The organism is Sphaerotilus hippei, from assembly GCF_003201595.1.
Classification (GTDB): Bacteria; Pseudomonadota; Gammaproteobacteria; order Burkholderiales; family Burkholderiaceae_C; genus Sphaerotilus; species Sphaerotilus hippei.
Genome location: NZ_QJJS01000003.1, coordinates 342,354 through 358,468, shown reverse-complemented (window position 1 = coordinate 358,468; position 16,115 = coordinate 342,354). Strand labels below are relative to the sequence as shown.

The window sequence follows — 16,115 nt, the reverse complement described above, 5'->3', positions numbered from 1 at the left end:
GCGCGCTCGCGGACCTCAGGTGAGAACTTGTTCGACTTGTTCATGGCTCCATCTTCTCAAAGGTTGGAGCCTCCACAATTCCCGGGCCGGTTCAGTTGATGCCATAGTCGCTGACATAGGTCTTCATTGCCGTGGCGTCCATGACCTTGCTGGTGCCCTGCATCGTGCCGTGCAGCATGACACCGGCTTTCTCGGCCAGCGTCATCTGTGAAAGCAGGTTGTCTGCGCGCTCCTGGGCAGACCTGCGCCAGTCTTCGTAAGTGTCCAGGGCGCCGTTGCGATTCAAGTCTTTGAAGTCGAAGCCGTCCACGCGCAGGGTGGCAGCGGAAGTGCTGCTCAACTTGGCTTGCGTCATGTCGTCGCCTCCGCCAATGCATGCGGCCAGGACTACGGCTGCTGCTGCGGCTGCGATCGCGGTCTTGTTGATCTTGAGTTTCATCGTCGTCTCCATGTCCATCTCCTACCGCTCCGAGTCACCCGGCAGGTGTCTTGACGTCTCGTGGCGGCTGCTTCTTCACACGGCCGCAACATTAGGGCGAGGTGGTTCAGATTTCTTTTGCCATCGGAGCGGCAATTTTTTGATTTGGAGCAAATTCGGCGATTGAGGGTTAATCCTGAGGCGGGAAGCCTGAATAGATTCTTATCGTCGTGTTTCACCTTGTACGAACATGAGCATTTGCACTTTTTCCATACGCGAGCCCACGGTCTCGATGCATGTCGTCCGCCTGATGCAGCGGCATCTGAGCGCCAGAGGCGTGGAGGCCGAGATCTTTCGCAGGCACGTGGGTGTCAGCGAGGTGGAGTTTTCCAGACCGCAAAGTCGTCTGGACGTACGCCGTTTCCGGCAGGCTCGGCGCTTGGTGGAGGACACGGGGCGACTGATGGATTTCCGCGAACGTGTGCCCCTGGCTTGGACGGAGTGGGTTTCGCAAGGCTGGCCCGATCTCCCCGCGCTGTGGTTCAACAGTGCTTCGCTGGGCTCTGCGTTGCAGCACTACGTGCGATTTCGCCCGCTGATCTCGGAGGTCGATGCCATGAAGTGTGAGGCTGACACGGATACGCTCGTTTTGAGTTGCACTCCGGATGCCCGGACTGATGCCAACATGATGAGTACGGTCAGCCACTTGCTGATGGTTCGGGATCTGATCGCGCACTACCAGCAGTGTTTGGACCAGCCAATTGCTGCACGTGTTGAACTGGGCGAAGTGGGGCGTCCCGTGGTCGCGGCACAATGTTCAGAGATATTTGACATGCCACTGAGCATCCGTTCCGGCGCACGCGAACACCGGATCGTCTTGCAGGGGCGGGATCTCTGGGCGCAGGTTCAGAGCCACCACCACCTGTGCAGCACTTGGTCTGAAAATGCCCTCGAAGCTCAATTGCAGGCGTTGGCCCAGACTGGCGCTGCCCAGATCCTTGCCCGTCGCGTCGAGGACCTGATCGAGACGCTTTGGCAAGATGCCGGAGGCGGTGACAGGGAGGTCAATTCCATCGCGCTGCAGCAATACGTGGCCAAGGCAATGGGCATGTCGCGTTGGACGCTGCAACGCAACTTGGCATCGCATGGACTGAGCTTCACCAAGCTGTTGGATGACTTGCGGGTGAGACGATTGCCGACCTTGTTGTCCGACCCATCCTTGTCGCTGCTGAACGTGGGGTCACGCCTGGGTTTTGCCACACAGAGTGCCTTCAGCACCTATTTTCGGTCTCGTCATGGTTATCCGCCGTCCCGGGATCCAGCTTGGCTTGGTCGAGGCTGACCTGACTGCGAACTGAATTCCTGTCGGGCCGAGGGTGCCAAGTCGGCCGCAATATCGAGAGCGCTCACCTGGCGGATGATGCGGTTCAACATTCTCAGGCCCCGAGCGGCCAGAGCCGGGCCAGCAGCCGCGGCCGCCAAGCCAGCACCAGGGCCGTAGCCACCGCGCTGCCGCCGAGCAGCATGAGCCACACCAGCACGGCCATCGAGGGTCGGTCGGCCATCAGGCAGGCCAGCAGCCCACCGGGCAGGGCGAGTGCGCCCAACCGGCGCAGCAGGCGACGGGTGCGGGCAGCGGCCTCGGCCGGTTGGTGCATGGCCTGATCCCAGTGCACATCCATCGCCAGTGCCAACCAGCCCATGCCTGTCAGCGTCAGCAGTGCGGCGCTCGTCAGCCAGAAAACCTCAGACATGGGCGACTCCCGCAGGCTCGACGGGTGCGGCAGCCTCCGCCGTGGTCGTGCTGCGGCCGCACTCGCGCAGGGCCAGCCGACGCGCTGACCAGGCCGAGAGGCCGGCCGTGGCCAGCAGGCTCAGGTCCACCCCCGCCACCGGCCAGTAGGTGGCGGTGAACACCGTCCTGAGCAGATGGTCACCGGTGGTCAGGGCGTTGAGAGCCACCGCTGCCACGCACAAAGCGGCCAGTGCCCAGCACTGCTCGCGCCAAGCCGGGTTCATGCGCGCCTGCGCCACCGGGCCGCTGCGCGTGAAGGCGTGCGCCATCGCCAGTGCCCACATGCTCCAGAAGGCCAGCTTCTCCCATTCGCCCTTGCCGGCCAGATCGGCTGGCAGCACCCGGTTGGCGACCAGCATGCCCACGGCGGCGATCACCATCCCGGTCACCGTCGTCACCGCGAGCGCATCCACCACCCGACTGCCGGTGCCGCCAGCTCGGGCATGCTGGCGTTTGCGCTTCTCGACGAAGAAGATGAAGCCGGTGGCCAGACACACGCAGCCCAGCAGTCCGCCCAGCACATAGAGCCAGCGCAGCAGCCAGTGCTCAAAGTGCTGCAGGTGCAGGCCGGTCAGGAACTGGTGGATCTGCGCCACCGTGCTGCGTGGTGGATCTTCGCGCAGCACTTCGCCGGTGCTGGCCCTGAAGTGGATGCCTTCGCCCACCAGCGCCACCCGGTCGCTGCCTGCCCGGTAGATGCTCACGTAACCATTGGCATCGCCCACATGATGCAGCTGCAGGAAGCCGACCTGGCCGGCCATGTCGCGCGCAGCCCAGCGACGCCTGGCCTCGGCCATCATCGCGTCGACCGAGGCCAGTGGTGCTGGCACGCTGGCGGGTTTGTGCGGCAGGCCGGTCTCGCTGGCCTCGATCAGCTCGTGCCGGTCATGCAGTTCCTTGAGCTGGAACTGTGACACCGGCAGGAAGTAGACGGCAGCAAAGATCACCAGCCCGGTGAATGCGAAGAAGAAGTGGAACGGCAGGGCCGTCACCCCGGTGAGGTTGTGCAGATCCAGCGTCGAACGCTGGATCTGCTTGACCGGCCGGAAGGTGAAGAACTCGCGAAAGATCTTGCGGTGGATGATCACGCCCGAGATCAGCGCGGCCATCATCACCACCGCCGCCAGCCCGACCAGGAAGATGCCCAGGTTCTGCCACTGCCAGTTCAGGCTGTAGTGCATCGGGTAGAACCACTCGCTGCCGATCTTGAGCTGGTCGGCGCGTACCGCCGCGCCGCTGCGCGGGTCGATGGTGGACTCGCCGTGGATGTGGTTGTGGCCATCCGGATCCCGAGCCTGTGGCACGCCGAAGCCCACCCCCATGCGCAGCACCGGATCGCGGTGGGTGACGTAGACCCAGTACTCGTCGGCCGGCAGCGCCAGGCGCGGCGTCATCGGTCCGCGCGCCGGGTCATGCAGTGCGGGCATGTGGGCCGCATAGTCGGTGGCATCAGGCTCGACGCGCCGCAGCGCTGGCAGCAGCACCCGGTCGAACGAGGGCATGGGCTGTGGCTCGAAGCGGGTGTCGGGCAGCGCCCAGCGGTCGATCTCGCGGTCGAATACCGACAGCGAGCCGAAGAAGAACACCACGATCAGCACGAAGCCCATCACCAGGCCGAACCAGGTGTGCAGCCAGGCCATCGACTGGCGGAAGTTCTGGAACATCGCGGTCTCCTCTCAGGCCAGCAGGGTGCGCTGGATCGCCCAGGCGGTGCCGCACAGCAGCAGCGTGCCGCTGCCCAGCCCCATCCAGGCCCAGCCGATGCGTCGCACGGCAAAACACCAGAGCAGCAGGCCTGGAAACATCAGGAAGGCGAGCATCAGCATGCCCATCTCGGCATCGTGGTACTCCACCCCCAGACCGACCAGGGCCGTCACGCCTGCTGCGCTGAAACCCCAGGTGAAGGCATAGCTGCCGAAGATGCCTGCCAGTACCCGTGCGGCGATATCCGGCCCGCGTATCGATTTGTCCTTCATGCCAGCGCCGCTCACAGCTTGTACTCGAGCGATACCGACGCGGTACGGGGTGCGCCGTAGATCGCGCCGTACTGCACCGTGCGCAGGTACTTGCGGTCGAACAGGTTGTTGACGTTCAGGCGCACGGTGGCGGCCGAGGACAGCTCGTAGGCCGCGAAGGCGTCAACCAGGGTGTAAGCATCCTGACGGGCTCCACCGGTCTTGAAGGTGTCAGACTGCCAGCGCAAGCCCGAGCCCACCCGCAGCGCTGGCAGCATCGGCACCCGGGTGTCGGCGCGCAGCTTCAGCGTGCGGCGCGGGATCCATTCGTAGATGTCGCCGCCGTCCGGCCCGGTGAGCTTGAGCGAGGTGAAGCCGGCAGTGATCCGGGTGTCCGCATGGATGCTGCCGGTGGCCTCGAGCTCGAAGCCGCGCGAGCTCACGTCCTTCGGCGCGTAGTAGGAGCGCTGGGCTACCGCATCGAAGCCGGCTTCGGTGGCCAGGCCCTTCTGTTTCGCGCTGAAGACAGCCAGCGTGGTCAGCAGCTTGCGGTCGAGCCACTCGGCCTTCAGGCCGACCTCGGTGTTCAGGCCCTTCATCGGAGCGAGGAAGGCGCCGTTGACATCGCGCTGGTCCTGCGCCTGGTAGATGTCGGAGTAGGAGGCGTAGGCCAGGGTGTCGGGCGTGATGTCGTAGGTCATGCCGACGTACGGGCTGACCTTCTCGGTCGTCTCGTTGTCGAGCTGGGTGCCGCCGCCGTAGATCGCGGTGCCGTCACGCTTCAGTCGGATCGCGTTCAGGCCGGCGATGCCCTTGAGGCGGTCGGTCAGCAACAGCCGCGTGGAGGCGTACAGCCGGGTGATGCCCTGGTTGCCGTCGGCACTGACCGACTTCGCGCCCCAGACCGGCTCGGCATACACGTTGCCGGCATACGGGAAGGCCGGCAGCACGGACGATGGCGCGCTGCTCACCGCATAGGCTTCGGTCAGGCTGTCCTGCTTCGAGTGGCTCACGCCGATCACCGCGTCGTGCTGGCGACCGAAGGCGCCGAAGCGGCCGGTGAGGCTGACATCGAGAATGTCGCTGCGCGACTCGCCCTCGCTGCGATAGGGCCAGCCGTACAGGCCGGTGTCGTCGGCGTTCAGGCTGCCGGTGAAGGTGTAGGCATAGAACAGCTTGGTGGCGCTGCTGCCCCGGGTGTGGTTGTAGCTGGCCTTGGCTTCCCAGTCGGGCGACAGCGCGTGGGTGTACTCGGCGAAGGCGGTGGTCGAGCGAGTGTTCCAGTACGTCCAGTCCTGCGAGGTCGAGGCCGAGCTGTCGAACTCGGCCTGCATGCCGTCCGAGCGTGTCAGCGTCAGCGAGCCCCACATCGGGGCGCGCTGCCGGTTGTCCTGGGTGGACAAGCCCAGCGTCAGCACCCCGTCGCGGCTGACCTGACCCTCGACGACACCGTAGAGCGAGCTGCGCCGGTCGTTCAGCGCGCGCAGGTGTGAGTCCTTGTCCTCGTGGGCGACCACCAGTCGTGCTGCCCAGCTGCCGTCCTCGGTGAGGATCTTGTTGTAGTCCAGCGCCAGGCGTTTCTGGCTGTTGGAGCCGAGAGTCGCGATCACTTCGCCGCCGTCCTTGTTGGTCGGGCGCTTGCGCACGTAGTTGATCGTGCCCGAGGCATTGCCCACGCCGGTCAGCAGGCCGTTGGCGCCGCGGATCAGCTCGATCTTGTCGAACAGGTAGGTGTCCTGCTGGCCGACGACCAGGCCCCAGTCGTTGGTCATGCCCAGCCCGTCGATCTGCGTCAGCATCACATCGAAGCCGCGCGCGGTATAGCTGGTGCGATTGGTCTCCCATTCATCGACGTTCAGGCCGGTGCCCAAGCGCAGCGCGTCATTGCTACCGGTGGTGCCGAAGTCGCGCAGGGTGTCCTTGTCGATCGTGCTGATCGTCTGCGGCGTGTCCTTGATCTCCAGATCCAGATGAGTCGCACCCTTGGAGATGCGGCGCTCGCGCTTGCCGGTGATGACGAATGGCTTCAGCGTCGTTTCCTGGAGCGACGTGGCCTCCGAGGTCTGTGCTGGTGTCGTCTGGGTCTGAGCCTGGCTCGTGCTCATCGCGACCAGGGTGGCCAGGGCGCAGGTGCTGCGGGTGAACAGCAGAGGGTGCCGAGTCTTCAAGGGGGAGTTCTCCGAGTGTCGTGGTGGCGGTGCATTCGTTGGGAGTCGCTCCGCCATCCGACAGGTTGCATGTTGGTGAATATTCTAATTACTAATGAGAATGATTTCTATTTAATAACAAGGCCACAGAAATCAAGAGGAATTTGTCTCGGTGTCGTCGCCCATCACCTGTACGAGCATCGTCATGGTGCCGCTCTGGGGCAGCTCGACCTGCTCAGGCCCCACGGCCCGCCTCCCACGCGAGCGGCCCCTGAATCCCGCCAGCGCGAACGCCGTCGATGCATCAAACGGATCTGAAGGGCACGGCTTCACGGGCCGGCCTCGAAACATCGTATAAACCTGAAAGCCGCACGCCGTCCGGGCCGCCCGCGCCCGGGCTCGGTGCTTCGCTTCCAGGAGAAACACCCGATGCCCAACGCTCGATCCGTGAATGCCGTCCGTCTGGAGTTCGTGCCGGGTTCCCTGGTGCAGTCCAACCTGTCCGGTGCGGCCTTCACCGGCGACTGGCTCTGGGTGGCCGGCGACGAAGCCTGCGGCCTGGAGCGGCTGCGCCGGCTCGAGCCCTCCGGGCGGGAGACCTTGCGCTTCGGCGAGGTGCGCGACTTCCTGCTGGCCGATCTGCTGGACCTGCCTGGTGAGTCCGGGGACGAGGCCGACCTCGAAGGCATGGCCGTGGCCGATGGTTTCCTGTGGGTGGTCGGCTCGCATGGCCTGAAGCGCAAGAACGCCAAGCCGGACCGGGACCACGCCGAGAACGCCCGGCGGCTGGCGAAGGTCACGCTCGACGCCAACCGGCGGCTGCTGGCCTGCCTGCCCATCGAGCCCGATGCCAACGGCGAGCCCTGCCTGGTGCGACGCGCCCGCGATGGCCGCCAGGCGCTGCGCCTGAAGGGCGATGCGCAGGCGAACCTGCTCACCCGCGCGCTGGCCGACGACCCCCACTTCGGCCCCTACATGGCCATCCCGGGCAAGGACAACGGCCTGGACATCGAAGGCCTGGCCGTGGATGGCCGACGGCTGCTGCTCGGCCTGCGCGGGCCGGTGCTGCGGGGCTGGTCGGCGCTGCTCGAGATCGAGGTCGAGGTGCGTGGCGAACACCTGCGCCTGGCGCCGCTGGACGACCGCGGCACGCTGATCCGCAAGCACTTCCTGCAGCTCGACGGCCTGGGCGTGCGGGACCTGCACTTCTCCGGGGATGACCTCTACATCCTGGCCGGCCCGACGATGGTGCTGAACGGTGACATCCGCGTCTTCAAGTGGCCAGGCGCGCGTGCCGTGCTGGCGGCCAACCGCGAGCCGGTGCGCTTCGAGGCGGCGTTGACCGATTCGGTCGCGTTGCCGCACGGACGGGGCAGCAACCGGGCCGAGGCGATCTGTGAGCTGCCGCCGGCGCTGGCGGCCGGCCAGGCCCGCTGGCTCGTGCTGTACGACGCGCCCGGCGCGGACCGCAGGGACGGTGAATGCACCGTCTTCGGTGACCTGCTGCGCCGCGATTGAGCGCGTCCACCACGACGGGTCCGGACGCCCATGACCACCTGCCCCGAGCTCGATCCCGCTGCGCCGATGCAGTTCGTCATCAATGCGGCGGCGGGCAGCAGCGGCGCCGACGCCCGACGCGACGTCATCGAGTCGGTGCTGCAGGCCCGGGGCCGGCGTGGTGAGCTGCACTTCTGCGGCCCGGCCGAGCTGGCCCGCGTGGCGCACGAGGCCGCGGCCAGGGCGCTGTCGACCCGCACGGCGGTGGTCGCCGTCGGGGGCGATGGCACCATCAACACGGTGGCGCAGGCCGCGCACGCCGCGGGCTGCGCCCTGGGCGTGGTGCCGCAGGGCACGTTCAACTATTTCGCCCGCACGCACGGCATTCCCGCCGATCCGGCCGAAGCGGTCCGCCTGCTGCTGCACGCGGCGCCCGCCCCGGTGCAGGTGGCGGGCATCAACGACCGCGTGTTCCTGGTCAACGCCAGCCTCGGGCTCTATCCCGACCTGCTGGAGGACCGCGAGGCCTACAAGGCCCGCTTCGGGCGCAGCCGGTGGGTGGCGTTCTGCGCGGCCGCCGCGACGCTGCTGCGTGCGCAGCGGCAACTGCGGCTGCACATCGAGCACGGCACCTCGGTGCGCACCGTGCGCGCCCTGACGCTGTTCGTGGGCAACAACCGGCTGCAGCTGGAACAGGTCGGCGTGCAGCCGCCGTCACCCCCTGGCGGCACCCCGGCGCCGGCCTGCGTCACCGCCGTCATGCTGCGCCCGGTCGGCACGCTGTCGATGATCGGGCTGATGCTGCGCGGGGCCATGGGCACGCTCGGGGAGGCGCAGAGCGTGGAGCGCTTCGAGTTCAGGCACCTGCTGGTCAAGCCCACGCTGCCGCAGCGCCGCCGCGGCATGAAGGTGGCCTTCGACGGCGAGGTGACGACGATGCGCGCGCCGCTCGACTTCCGTGTGCTCGCCCGGCCCCTGTACCTGCTGAAGCCGCAGCCCGACGAGTCCGCCACGGAGGGTGCGCACGACCCCGAGGGGGCCGGCGGGTGAGCGTGCTGCTGCAGATCTCGGACCCCCACTTCGGGACCGAGAGGGCAGCGGTCGTCGACGCGCTGGCCACGCTGGCGCGCCAGCAGCGGCCCGACCTGATCGTGCTGTCGGGCGATATCACGCAGCGTGCGCGCCCGGCGCAGTTCCGGGTGGCGCGCGCGTTCACGGACCGCCTGGGCGCGCCGGTGCTGGCGGTGCCGGGCAACCACGACCTGCCGCTGTTCGATCCGTGGGCGCGCCTGTGTCGGCCCTATGCACGGTACGTCGCCGCGTTCGGGGGCGATCTCGAACCCGTGCACCGCTCACCCGAGCTGCTGGTGGTGGGCGTGAACACCACGCGGGCCTGGCGCCACAAGCATGGCGAGGTCTCCGGGCCGCAGGTCGAGCGTGTGGCCCGGCTGCTGGAGCAGGCCGCGCCCGCCCAGCTGCGGGTGGTGGTGGTGCATCAGCCCGTGGCCGTGACCGTCGCGCAGGACCTGCCCAACCTGCTGCGAGGGCGTGCCCCCGCGCTGCAGCGCTGGGCTGCGGCCGGCGCCGATCTGGTCATGGGCGGTCACATCCACCTGCCCGACGTGCTGGCGCTGCCCGGCCTGGAACGCCCGATGTGGGCGGTGCAGGCGGGCACGGCGGTCTCGTCGCGGGTGCGTCGCGGCGCCCCCAACTCGGTCAACCTGCTGCGCTGGCGGGTGGGCGAGGGGTCCGACCATTGCCGGATCGAACAATGGGACTTCGCGGCCGACGCGCAGGCCTTCGTGCTCGCCCGGCTCCGCCAGGTCCGTCCCGCCCGGGCATGAGTTCGGAAAAACCGGAACCTGAGTGCGAAAGATCATGGTTTTTCCGGGGTGACTCCGTCCCCACACTGCGGGCACTTCCCCTTCATCGAAGTCCCCATCATGTTCTACGCCCTCAACTGGTTCTTCGTCGCCGCGCTGCTGGCGCTCTGGTCCCTGTCCGCCTGGGCGCTGCATGCCGCCGCGGTCTGGACGGTCTCGAACGCCGGCGTGCTGTCCGGTGCCGCCTCGGGTGCCGGTGCCCTGAGCCTGCCGGCGGTGCTGGCACCCTGGGTGCCGCCGGAGCTCGTGGCGGCGCTCGGCGCCTGGCTGGCGGGCCTGGGGCCCGTGATCGATCGCCTGCTGCAGGCCGCACCCGCGCTGGCCGGTGGGCTGACGGTGGCGACCTGGGTGATCTGGGGCCTCGGCAGCGTGCTGATCCTGCTGCTGGGGGCCGGACTGCACCTGCTCATCGCCCTGTGGCGCCGCCGCGGTGGCGGGTCGCGGCCTGACGCCGGGCCCTCGCTGGCGACCGGCTGAGCGCGCCGCAGCCAGGTCGCGGTCTTCGCACCGTGACCTGGCGAGGCTTCACGACCTTCGACAACGCCCCGCGGCCCACGGCCCGCGGCGATCACCCCTTTCAGGAGAGAACCATGGAATTCCTGCTCGCTGTCCTCACGGCCGATTTCCTGGGCAAGCCGGCCTGGGTCTGGCTGACCTTCATCGGCATCGTCGTCGCGCTGCTGGCCTTCGACCTGGGCGTGCTGCACCGCGATGACCACGAGATCGGCGTGCGCGAGAGCCTGCTGCTGTCGGCCGGCTACATCAGCGCGGCGCTGCTCTTCGGTGCCTGGGTCTGGTGGTATCTGGGCGCGCAGAGCGGCATGGACTACTACACCGGCTTCATGATCGAGAAGTCGCTGTCGATGGACAACGTCTTCGTCATCGCGCTGGTCTTCAGCTTCTTCGCGATTCCCCGGCGCCATCAGCACCGGGTGCTGTTCTGGGGCATCCTGGGCGTGATCGTGCTGCGTGCCCTGATGATCGGGCTCGGCGCTGCGCTGGTCAGTCAGTTCAGCTGGCTGCTCTACCTGTTCGGCGCCTTCCTGGTGGTCACCGGCATCAAGATGTGGGTCCTGGCCGATCATGTGCCCGACATCGCGAACAACCCGCTGCTGAAGTTCCTGAAGCGGCACGTGCGCGTGACCGACAGCCTGCGCGGCAAGGCCTTCTGGGTGCGCGAGATCGACCCGGCCACGGGCCGGACCGAACGTTTCGCGACGCCCCTGCTGCTGGCCCTGATGCTGGTGGAGTTCGTCGACCTGATCTTCGCGGTGGACTCGGTGCCGGCCATCTTCGCGATCACCACCGACCCGTTCATCGTCTACACGAGCAACATCTTCGCCATCCTCGGCCTGCGCGCGCTGTACTTCGCGCTGGCGGCGATGATCCATCGCTTCAAGTACCTGAAATACGCCCTGGCCCTGGTGCTGGTGTTCATCGGCTCGAAGATCTTCCTGGTGGGGATCATCGGCAAGATCCCGGCGGGCATCTCGCTGGGCGTGACCTTCAGCCTGATCGCCGGTGGCGTGCTGGTGTCGCTGTGGAAGACCCGGGGGCAGGGCGCGGTCGAGCCCGCATGACGCTGCCGACCGGGCCGCGGCGGCGCCCGCCGGGCTGCGCGTATACACGCATTCCTCGGCTGAGGTCGATGAGCATAATCAGCGCCACGTCGGGCCGGGTCGCTGCTGCTGCAGCCCCCGACCGCCGAGGCGGCCGCCCTGGGGGGCGGCTTTTTTTTGCGTCGCCGCTGAATGCCGGGCATGGATGTTTTGAACGGGTGGCATCGCCGCGGTGCCTTGCCGCCGATCGTGGTGGCGGTGCTCTGGGTGGGTGGGGTGTTCAACCTGCCGGTGTTCCGGCGCCGGCTGGCCGACGAATACGCCTGGGCCGATCCGGTCCTGGCGGCCTGGGGCCTGGGCAGCGAGGTCGCGCTGGTGCTCGGGTTCGCCGCGCTGGTCTTCGGCCTGGGGGCGCTGCTGGGGCGCTGGGGCGCGCGGGTGCTGGGCGGCCTGCTGATCCTGGTCAGCGCGGCCTGCGCCTACTACATGACCTTCTTCAACGTGATCATCGGCTTCGGCGTGGTGCAGGCCACGCTCCACAGCGATCACGAGCTGTCGAGCGAGGTGCTGGGCGCGGGTCTGCTGGCCTGGTGCCTGCTGCTGGGCCTGGGGCCGGCGGTCTGGTGGTGGCGCCGGGTGCCGCCGTGCTGGTGGCGCCAGCCGCGGCGGCGGGTGGCCCTCGCTCGCCTGCTGGCCGGCTTGCTGCTGGCGGTGCTGATGTTCGTGCTGGCCGGGCGTTCCCTCGCGACGGTGGAGCGCCACCTGCACCCGGACGATGGCGGACAGCGACCGGGCGTGGCCGGCGTCGCGGCCCATGCCTACGTGCCCAGCAACTGGATGGCCGGGGTGGGCATGCTGGCCAGCCGGGCCTGGGTGGCGCGCCAGCTCGAGCGTGAGCTGGTCGATCCGGCGCAGCGCCACACCTACGTGCCGGGGGCCTCGCTCGACGAGCTGCTGGTGGTGCTCGTCATCGGCGAGACGGCGCGCTACGACCGCTTCGGCCTGCTGGGCCACCATCGCGACACCACGCCCCACCTGGCGGCCGAGCCGGACCTGGTCGCGCTGGCGGCCCGGTCCTGCGACACGGCGACCCAGCTGTCGCTGGCCTGCATGTTCGTGCGGCCCGCCAGCGTGCGCCCGGGCGAGGGGCTGCAACCCGACACCGTCACCGAACACGGCGTGTTCTCGGTCTACCGCCGGCTGGGCTTTCGCATCGACCTGTTCGCGATGCAGGGCGAGGCCGGCTTCTACAACCGCACCGGCGCCGACGCCTACAAGCTGCGCGAGATGATCGCCGCCCAGCCGGAGAACGCCGGCCGCGAGGTCGACGACATGCTGCTGGTGCCCGAGCTGGCTCGGGCCGTCGCGCAGCACCGTGCGGCCCGCGGGGCGCAGCCCCAGCTGGTGATCCTGCACACCAAGGGCTCGCACTACCAGTACTCCCAGCGTTATCCCCGCTCGTTCGCGCGCTGGGGCCCGGAATGCCTGCACACGCATGCGGCCTGCAGCAGCGAGGAGCTCTTCAACGCCTTCGACAACAGCGTGCTCTACACCGACCAGGTGCTGAAGTCGGTGCGCGACACCGTGCGGGATCGCCGGGCCCTGGTGATCTACGTGCCCGATCATGGCGAGTCCATCGACGAGCGCACCCACTTCCATGCCACGCCCAGGCGCCTGGCGCCCCGCGAGCAGTTCATGGTGCCGCTGGTGTTCTGGGCCACCGGGCGTTTCCTGGCCGATCCGGCGCTGGCGCAGCCCTATCGGCAGCTGCAGGCCCGTGCGGCGCAGCTGGCGCCCGACCAGGCCGGGCACCACAACCTGTTCGCCTCGATGCTGGGCTGCATCGGCGTGCGCTCGCCCGACGGCGGCATTCCCGCGGCCGACGACCTGTGCGACCGGGCGCCCGTCCGCCCGGGGCGGCTTGCCGTCACGCCCTGAGCCCGGGGCGCCTGCGGCCGGCGCTCAGGCGCTCAGGTCACCCAGGATGGCACGCGCCAGCTCGATCACCGAGCGGGGGGCGCAGCCCTCGGCCTTGTTGTTGACCGAGACGTAGACCGGGAATCCGGCGCCGGCCGTGCCCCGGATGATGCGGGCCAGCGCCTCGCGCGTGTCCGGGTCCGGGTCGAGCAGCCGGTCGAACGGTGCGTATGTGGCCTTGGCGGCGTCGTAGCCCTGGGCGCCGTGCCGCCGGTTCAGGCTCCAGCGGCAGACGAACGGCCCCGGCCACAGCGCGCGCAGCAGCGGCAGCTGGGCGGCGATCGGTGGCAGGCGAGGGTGCAGGCCCAGGCAGTAGCGTGCGCCGGTCTCGCGCAGCACGTCGCGCAGGTCGGGCACCAGCCAGTCCGGGTCACGCACCTCGACGGCGATCACCGCGTCCGGCGCGGTGGGCGCCAGCGCGGGCAGCGCGCCGAGCAGGCGCGCCAGCCGCCTGAACAGCGCCGGCAGGTCACGCCGCAGGTCGGCGGGCAGCGGCGGAATCTCGAACACCAGCGCCCCGATCCGGTGGCCCAGGCCCTCGAGCGCCGGGCTCACGAAGGCCTCGCTCGCCAGCACCGGGTCGAGGAAGCCGGGGTTGGGCTGCAGCCCCTGGCCGTTCGCGGACCGCAGCACGGCGTCGGCGACCAGGGCCGGCGCCTTGACGATGAAGCGGAAATCGTCGGGCACCTGCGCGGCGCAGGCCGCGAACTGAGCCGCGCTCATCGGGCGGTAGAAGCTGCGGTCGAGGCTGACGGTGCGCAGCAGCGGGTGGCGGGCGTAGGCGGCCAGGCCGTGGCGGGCCAGCGTGCCGTCGGCATGGCGGCCGGCCCAGACCAGGCCGGCCCAGCCGGGAAAGCTCCAGGACGAGGTGCCCAGGTGCACCCGCGGGGGCAGCTGGCGGGCCAGCGTGCGCAGCTCGGGGCCGGCGTCGTGCGCCTGCACGATCGGCGCCGGGTCGGCCGGCGCGTCGAACAGCAGGTCCTGCACCGGGGCGGCGGGGGGCGGGGGCGGACGGGGCATGGCCGCGCAGCATAGCCGGCATCGAAGCCGGGGGCTGGACGGTACCCCGGGGGGCTCCGGTCGGTAGACTGCGGGGGTCGCCCAGCCTCGAGCCCCCTCATGTCCTCCACCCCGCCGCCGATCGTGCACTGGATCGTCCGGATGAATCACCGCAACCGGACCAGCTGCTTCGTGCTGCTGTTCGCCGCGATCGGGGTGCAGCTGCTCGATCAGCCCTTGGGGCCGTGGGCCTGGGTGGCGCTGGTGCTGCAGTTCCTGATCGGCCCGCAGCTGCAGTACCTGCTGGCCCGCCGGTCGACGCGGCCGATCCGGGCCGAGTTCTTCAACATGCTGGTCGACGGCGCGGGCTTCGGCCTGTGGATGGCCGCGCTGGGTTTCCCGCTGGTGCTCACGCTGATCCTGTCGATCGGGGCCTGTTTCAACCTGACGGCCTTCCGCGGTCTGCGCGGGCTGGCCGAGGCGCTGGCCTCGATGGCCGCCGGCGTGCTGGTGGTCGTGGCGCTCGGCAGCCTGGCGTGGCGCCCGCAGATGGGCGGGCTGGCGACGGCGCTGGGCGTGCTCACGCTGCACGTCTACCTGTCGCTGGTGGCGCTGAGCGCGCAGCGCCGCTCGGTCAAGCTGCACGAGGCGCGCCAGCAGCTGCGCGCCAGCGAACAGGCGCTGCAGCAGCAGCTCGAGCAGAACCGGCGCCTGCACGCGCAGCTCGAGGAGCAGGCCATCCGCGACCCGCTGACCGGACTGTTCAACCGCCGCTACCTGGTGGACACGATGGAGCGCGAGCTGGCGCAGGCCGTGCGGCACGGCGTGCCGCTGAGCCTGATGCTGATGGACCTCGACCATTTCAAGCAGGTCAACGACGACTGCGGCCACCAGACCGGCGACGAGGTGCTGCGCCGCGTGGCGGCCCTGCTGCGCACCCAGGTGCGCGCCGGGGACGCCGTCTGCCGCTACGGCGGCGAGGAGTTCCTGGTGCTGCTGCCGGGCATGTCCGAGGCGCAGGCCGAGGCCTGTGCGCAGCGCTGCTGCCTCGAGCTGGCCGAGCGGCCGCTGGAGGCCGGGGGCCGGGCCCTGCGCATGACCTGGTCGATCGGCGTGGCGAGCCATCCCGCGCAGGGCGGCTCGACGCAGGCGCTGGTCGCCGCGGCCGACCGCGCGCTCTACCAGGCCAAGCGGCTGGGGCGCAACCGGGTCGTGGTGGCCGGCGGGCCCGCGCCCGTGGCTATGATCTCGGCCCATGTCTGAACCCCTGCTGGACCCCGAGGCCCGACCGCCGGTCTCGCCCGCCGACGAGCACGCCATGCGCCTGGCGCTCGACCAGGCGCTCAACGCCGAGCTGATCGGCGAGGTGCCGGTCGGTGCGGTGATCATGCGCCACGGCCAGGTGATCGCCACCGGCTACAACCGGCCCATCACCACCAACGACCCGACGGCGCACGCCGAGCTGGTGGCGCTGCGCCATGCGGCCACGCTGCTGGAGAACTACCGCCTGCCCGAGTGCGAGCTCTTCGTCACGCTCGAGCCTTGCGCCATGTGCGCGATGGCGCTGATGCACGCCCGTTTCAAGCGGGTCGTGTTCGGCGCCTGGGACCCCAAGACCGGTGCGGCCGGCTCGGTGGTCGACCTGTTCGCCCAGCCGCAGCTCAACCACCAGACGGCGGTGCAGGGCGGCGTGCTGGCCGAGCCCTGCGGGCAGCTGCTGCGCGAGTTCTTCGCGCGCCGCCGGGCCGAGCAGAAGGCCCGGCGCCAGCCGCCGCAGACCGCTGCGCTACCATCGCCGGCCGCCAGCGAGGCGCCCGAGGTCATCCCGACCGGCGAGGCGAGCGAGCTGGAGCCCGACCCGCCGACCCCGCACCTGGACTGACCG

15 protein-coding genes are annotated in these 16,115 nt (G+C 69.2%); 9 read left to right on the top strand and 6 right to left on the bottom strand.

The window, feature by feature from the left end; translation table 11 throughout:
* Positions 1-91: 91 nt before the first annotated feature.
* Entirely contained in the window at positions 92-439 is a 348-nt protein-coding gene (locus C7444_RS05325; protein WP_146219353.1) for a hypothetical protein, read from the bottom strand.
* Between the two features lie 271 nt (positions 440-710).
* Here C7444_RS05325 and C7444_RS05320 point away from each other — a divergent pair, with 271 nt between their 5' ends.
* Entirely contained in the window at positions 711-1,760 is a 1,050-nt protein-coding gene (locus C7444_RS05320; RefSeq protein WP_170130638.1) for a helix-turn-helix transcriptional regulator, read from the top strand.
* A 94-nt stretch (positions 1,761-1,854) separates the two neighbouring features.
* Here the strand turns inward: C7444_RS05320 and C7444_RS05315 are convergent, their stop codons facing one another.
* Genes C7444_RS05315 through C7444_RS05300 form a run of 4 tightly spaced genes read right to left on the bottom strand, consistent with a single transcriptional unit; the run spans position 1,855 to position 6,336 of the window.
* A complete protein-coding gene (locus tag C7444_RS05315) occupies positions 1,855-2,172 on the bottom strand; it encodes a DUF3325 domain-containing protein (protein ID WP_110399780.1) in 318 nt (105 codons plus the stop codon).
* Complete coding sequence (locus C7444_RS05310; protein ID WP_110399779.1) at positions 2,165-3,877, bottom strand: PepSY-associated TM helix domain-containing protein; 1,713 nt, start codon at positions 3,875-3,877, stop codon at positions 2,165-2,167. Before C7444_RS05310 ends, C7444_RS05315 begins: the two co-directional genes overlap by 8 nt.
* 12 nt (positions 3,878-3,889) lie before the next feature.
* Positions 3,890-4,189, bottom strand: coding sequence for an iron uptake protein (locus tag C7444_RS05305; RefSeq protein WP_110399778.1), 300 nt, complete (start codon positions 4,187-4,189; stop codon positions 3,890-3,892).
* A gap of 11 nt (positions 4,190-4,200) precedes the next feature.
* Positions 4,201-6,336, bottom strand: coding sequence for a TonB-dependent siderophore receptor (locus C7444_RS05300; protein WP_245909416.1), 2,136 nt, complete (start codon positions 6,334-6,336; stop codon positions 4,201-4,203).
* 426 nt (positions 6,337-6,762) lie between these two features.
* Here C7444_RS05300 and C7444_RS05295 point away from each other — a divergent pair, with 426 nt between their 5' ends.
* From C7444_RS05295 to eptB, 6 genes are all read left to right on the top strand, one after another.
* Positions 6,763-7,833 carry a DUF3616 domain-containing protein gene (locus C7444_RS05295; RefSeq protein ID WP_245909415.1) on the top strand — a complete coding sequence of 357 codons (1,071 nt, stop codon included), beginning with the start codon at positions 6,763-6,765 and terminating at the stop codon, positions 7,831-7,833.
* A 30-nt stretch (positions 7,834-7,863) separates the two neighbouring features.
* Positions 7,864-8,862 (top strand): diacylglycerol/lipid kinase family protein, encoded by a 999-nt coding sequence (locus tag C7444_RS05290; RefSeq protein WP_110399776.1) that lies wholly within the window; start codon positions 7,864-7,866, stop codon positions 8,860-8,862.
* Positions 8,859-9,656, top strand: coding sequence for a metallophosphoesterase family protein (locus tag C7444_RS05285; protein ID WP_110399775.1), 798 nt, complete (start codon positions 8,859-8,861; stop codon positions 9,654-9,656). Before C7444_RS05290 ends, C7444_RS05285 begins: the two co-directional genes overlap by 4 nt.
* Positions 9,657-9,755: 99 nt before the next feature.
* Positions 9,756-10,172, top strand: a complete 417-nt coding sequence (locus tag C7444_RS05280) for a hypothetical protein (RefSeq protein WP_110399774.1) — start codon at positions 9,756-9,758, stop codon at positions 10,170-10,172.
* Positions 10,173-10,285: 113 nt separating this feature from the next.
* Positions 10,286-11,275: a TerC family protein gene (locus C7444_RS05275; protein ID WP_110399773.1), complete on the top strand. Its 990-nt coding sequence runs from the start codon at positions 10,286-10,288 to the stop codon at positions 11,273-11,275.
* A 180-nt stretch (positions 11,276-11,455) separates the two neighbouring features.
* Complete coding sequence (gene eptB, locus C7444_RS05270; RefSeq protein ID WP_170130637.1) at positions 11,456-13,192, top strand: kdo(2)-lipid A phosphoethanolamine 7''-transferase; 1,737 nt, start codon at positions 11,456-11,458, stop codon at positions 13,190-13,192.
* A 24-nt stretch (positions 13,193-13,216) separates the two neighbouring features.
* On the opposite strand, the gene C7444_RS05265 is transcribed toward eptB, so the two are convergent.
* Complete coding sequence (locus C7444_RS05265) at positions 13,217-14,251, bottom strand: DUF72 domain-containing protein (RefSeq protein WP_110399771.1); 1,035 nt, start codon at positions 14,249-14,251, stop codon at positions 13,217-13,219.
* A gap of 99 nt (positions 14,252-14,350) precedes the next feature.
* Here C7444_RS05265 and C7444_RS05260 point away from each other — a divergent pair, with 99 nt between their 5' ends.
* Both C7444_RS05260 and tadA read left to right on the top strand, forming a co-directional pair.
* Positions 14,351-15,493, top strand: coding sequence for a sensor domain-containing diguanylate cyclase (locus C7444_RS05260; protein WP_110399770.1), 1,143 nt, complete (start codon positions 14,351-14,353; stop codon positions 15,491-15,493).
* Positions 15,486-16,112, top strand: coding sequence for a tRNA adenosine(34) deaminase TadA (gene tadA, locus C7444_RS05255; protein WP_110399769.1), 627 nt, complete (start codon positions 15,486-15,488; stop codon positions 16,110-16,112). The genes C7444_RS05260 and tadA overlap by 8 nt, the downstream gene beginning before the upstream one ends.
* Positions 16,113-16,115: the final 3 nt, after the last annotated feature.

What these genes read in the sequence shown, in the direction of transcription:
- C7444_RS05325 (WP_146219353.1), bottom strand. Translation starts at nt 439, where the DNA reads ATGAAACTCAAGATCAACAAGACCGCGATCGCAGCCGCAGCAGCAGCC.
- C7444_RS05320 (WP_170130638.1), top strand. Translation starts at nt 711, where the DNA reads ATGCATGTCGTCCGCCTGATGCAGCGGCATCTGAGCGCCAGAGGCGTG.
- C7444_RS05315 (WP_110399780.1), bottom strand. Translation starts at nt 2,172, where the DNA reads ATGTCTGAGGTTTTCTGGCTGACGAGCGCCGCACTGCTGACGCTGACA.
- C7444_RS05310 (WP_110399779.1), bottom strand. Translation starts at nt 3,877, where the DNA reads ATGTTCCAGAACTTCCGCCAGTCGATGGCCTGGCTGCACACCTGGTTC.
- C7444_RS05305 (WP_110399778.1), bottom strand. Translation starts at nt 4,189, where the DNA reads ATGAAGGACAAATCGATACGCGGGCCGGATATCGCCGCACGGGTACTG.
- C7444_RS05290 (WP_110399776.1), top strand. Translation starts at nt 7,864, where the DNA reads ATGACCACCTGCCCCGAGCTCGATCCCGCTGCGCCGATGCAGTTCGTC.
- C7444_RS05280 (WP_110399774.1), top strand. Translation starts at nt 9,756, where the DNA reads ATGTTCTACGCCCTCAACTGGTTCTTCGTCGCCGCGCTGCTGGCGCTC.
- C7444_RS05275 (WP_110399773.1), top strand. Translation starts at nt 10,286, where the DNA reads ATGGAATTCCTGCTCGCTGTCCTCACGGCCGATTTCCTGGGCAAGCCG.
- eptB (WP_170130637.1), top strand. Translation starts at nt 11,456, where the DNA reads ATGGATGTTTTGAACGGGTGGCATCGCCGCGGTGCCTTGCCGCCGATC.
- C7444_RS05265 (WP_110399771.1), bottom strand. Translation starts at nt 14,251, where the DNA reads ATGCCCCGTCCGCCCCCGCCCCCCGCCGCCCCGGTGCAGGACCTGCTG.
- C7444_RS05260 (WP_110399770.1), top strand. Translation starts at nt 14,351, where the DNA reads ATGTCCTCCACCCCGCCGCCGATCGTGCACTGGATCGTCCGGATGAAT.
- tadA (WP_110399769.1), top strand. Translation starts at nt 15,486, where the DNA reads ATGTCTGAACCCCTGCTGGACCCCGAGGCCCGACCGCCGGTCTCGCCC.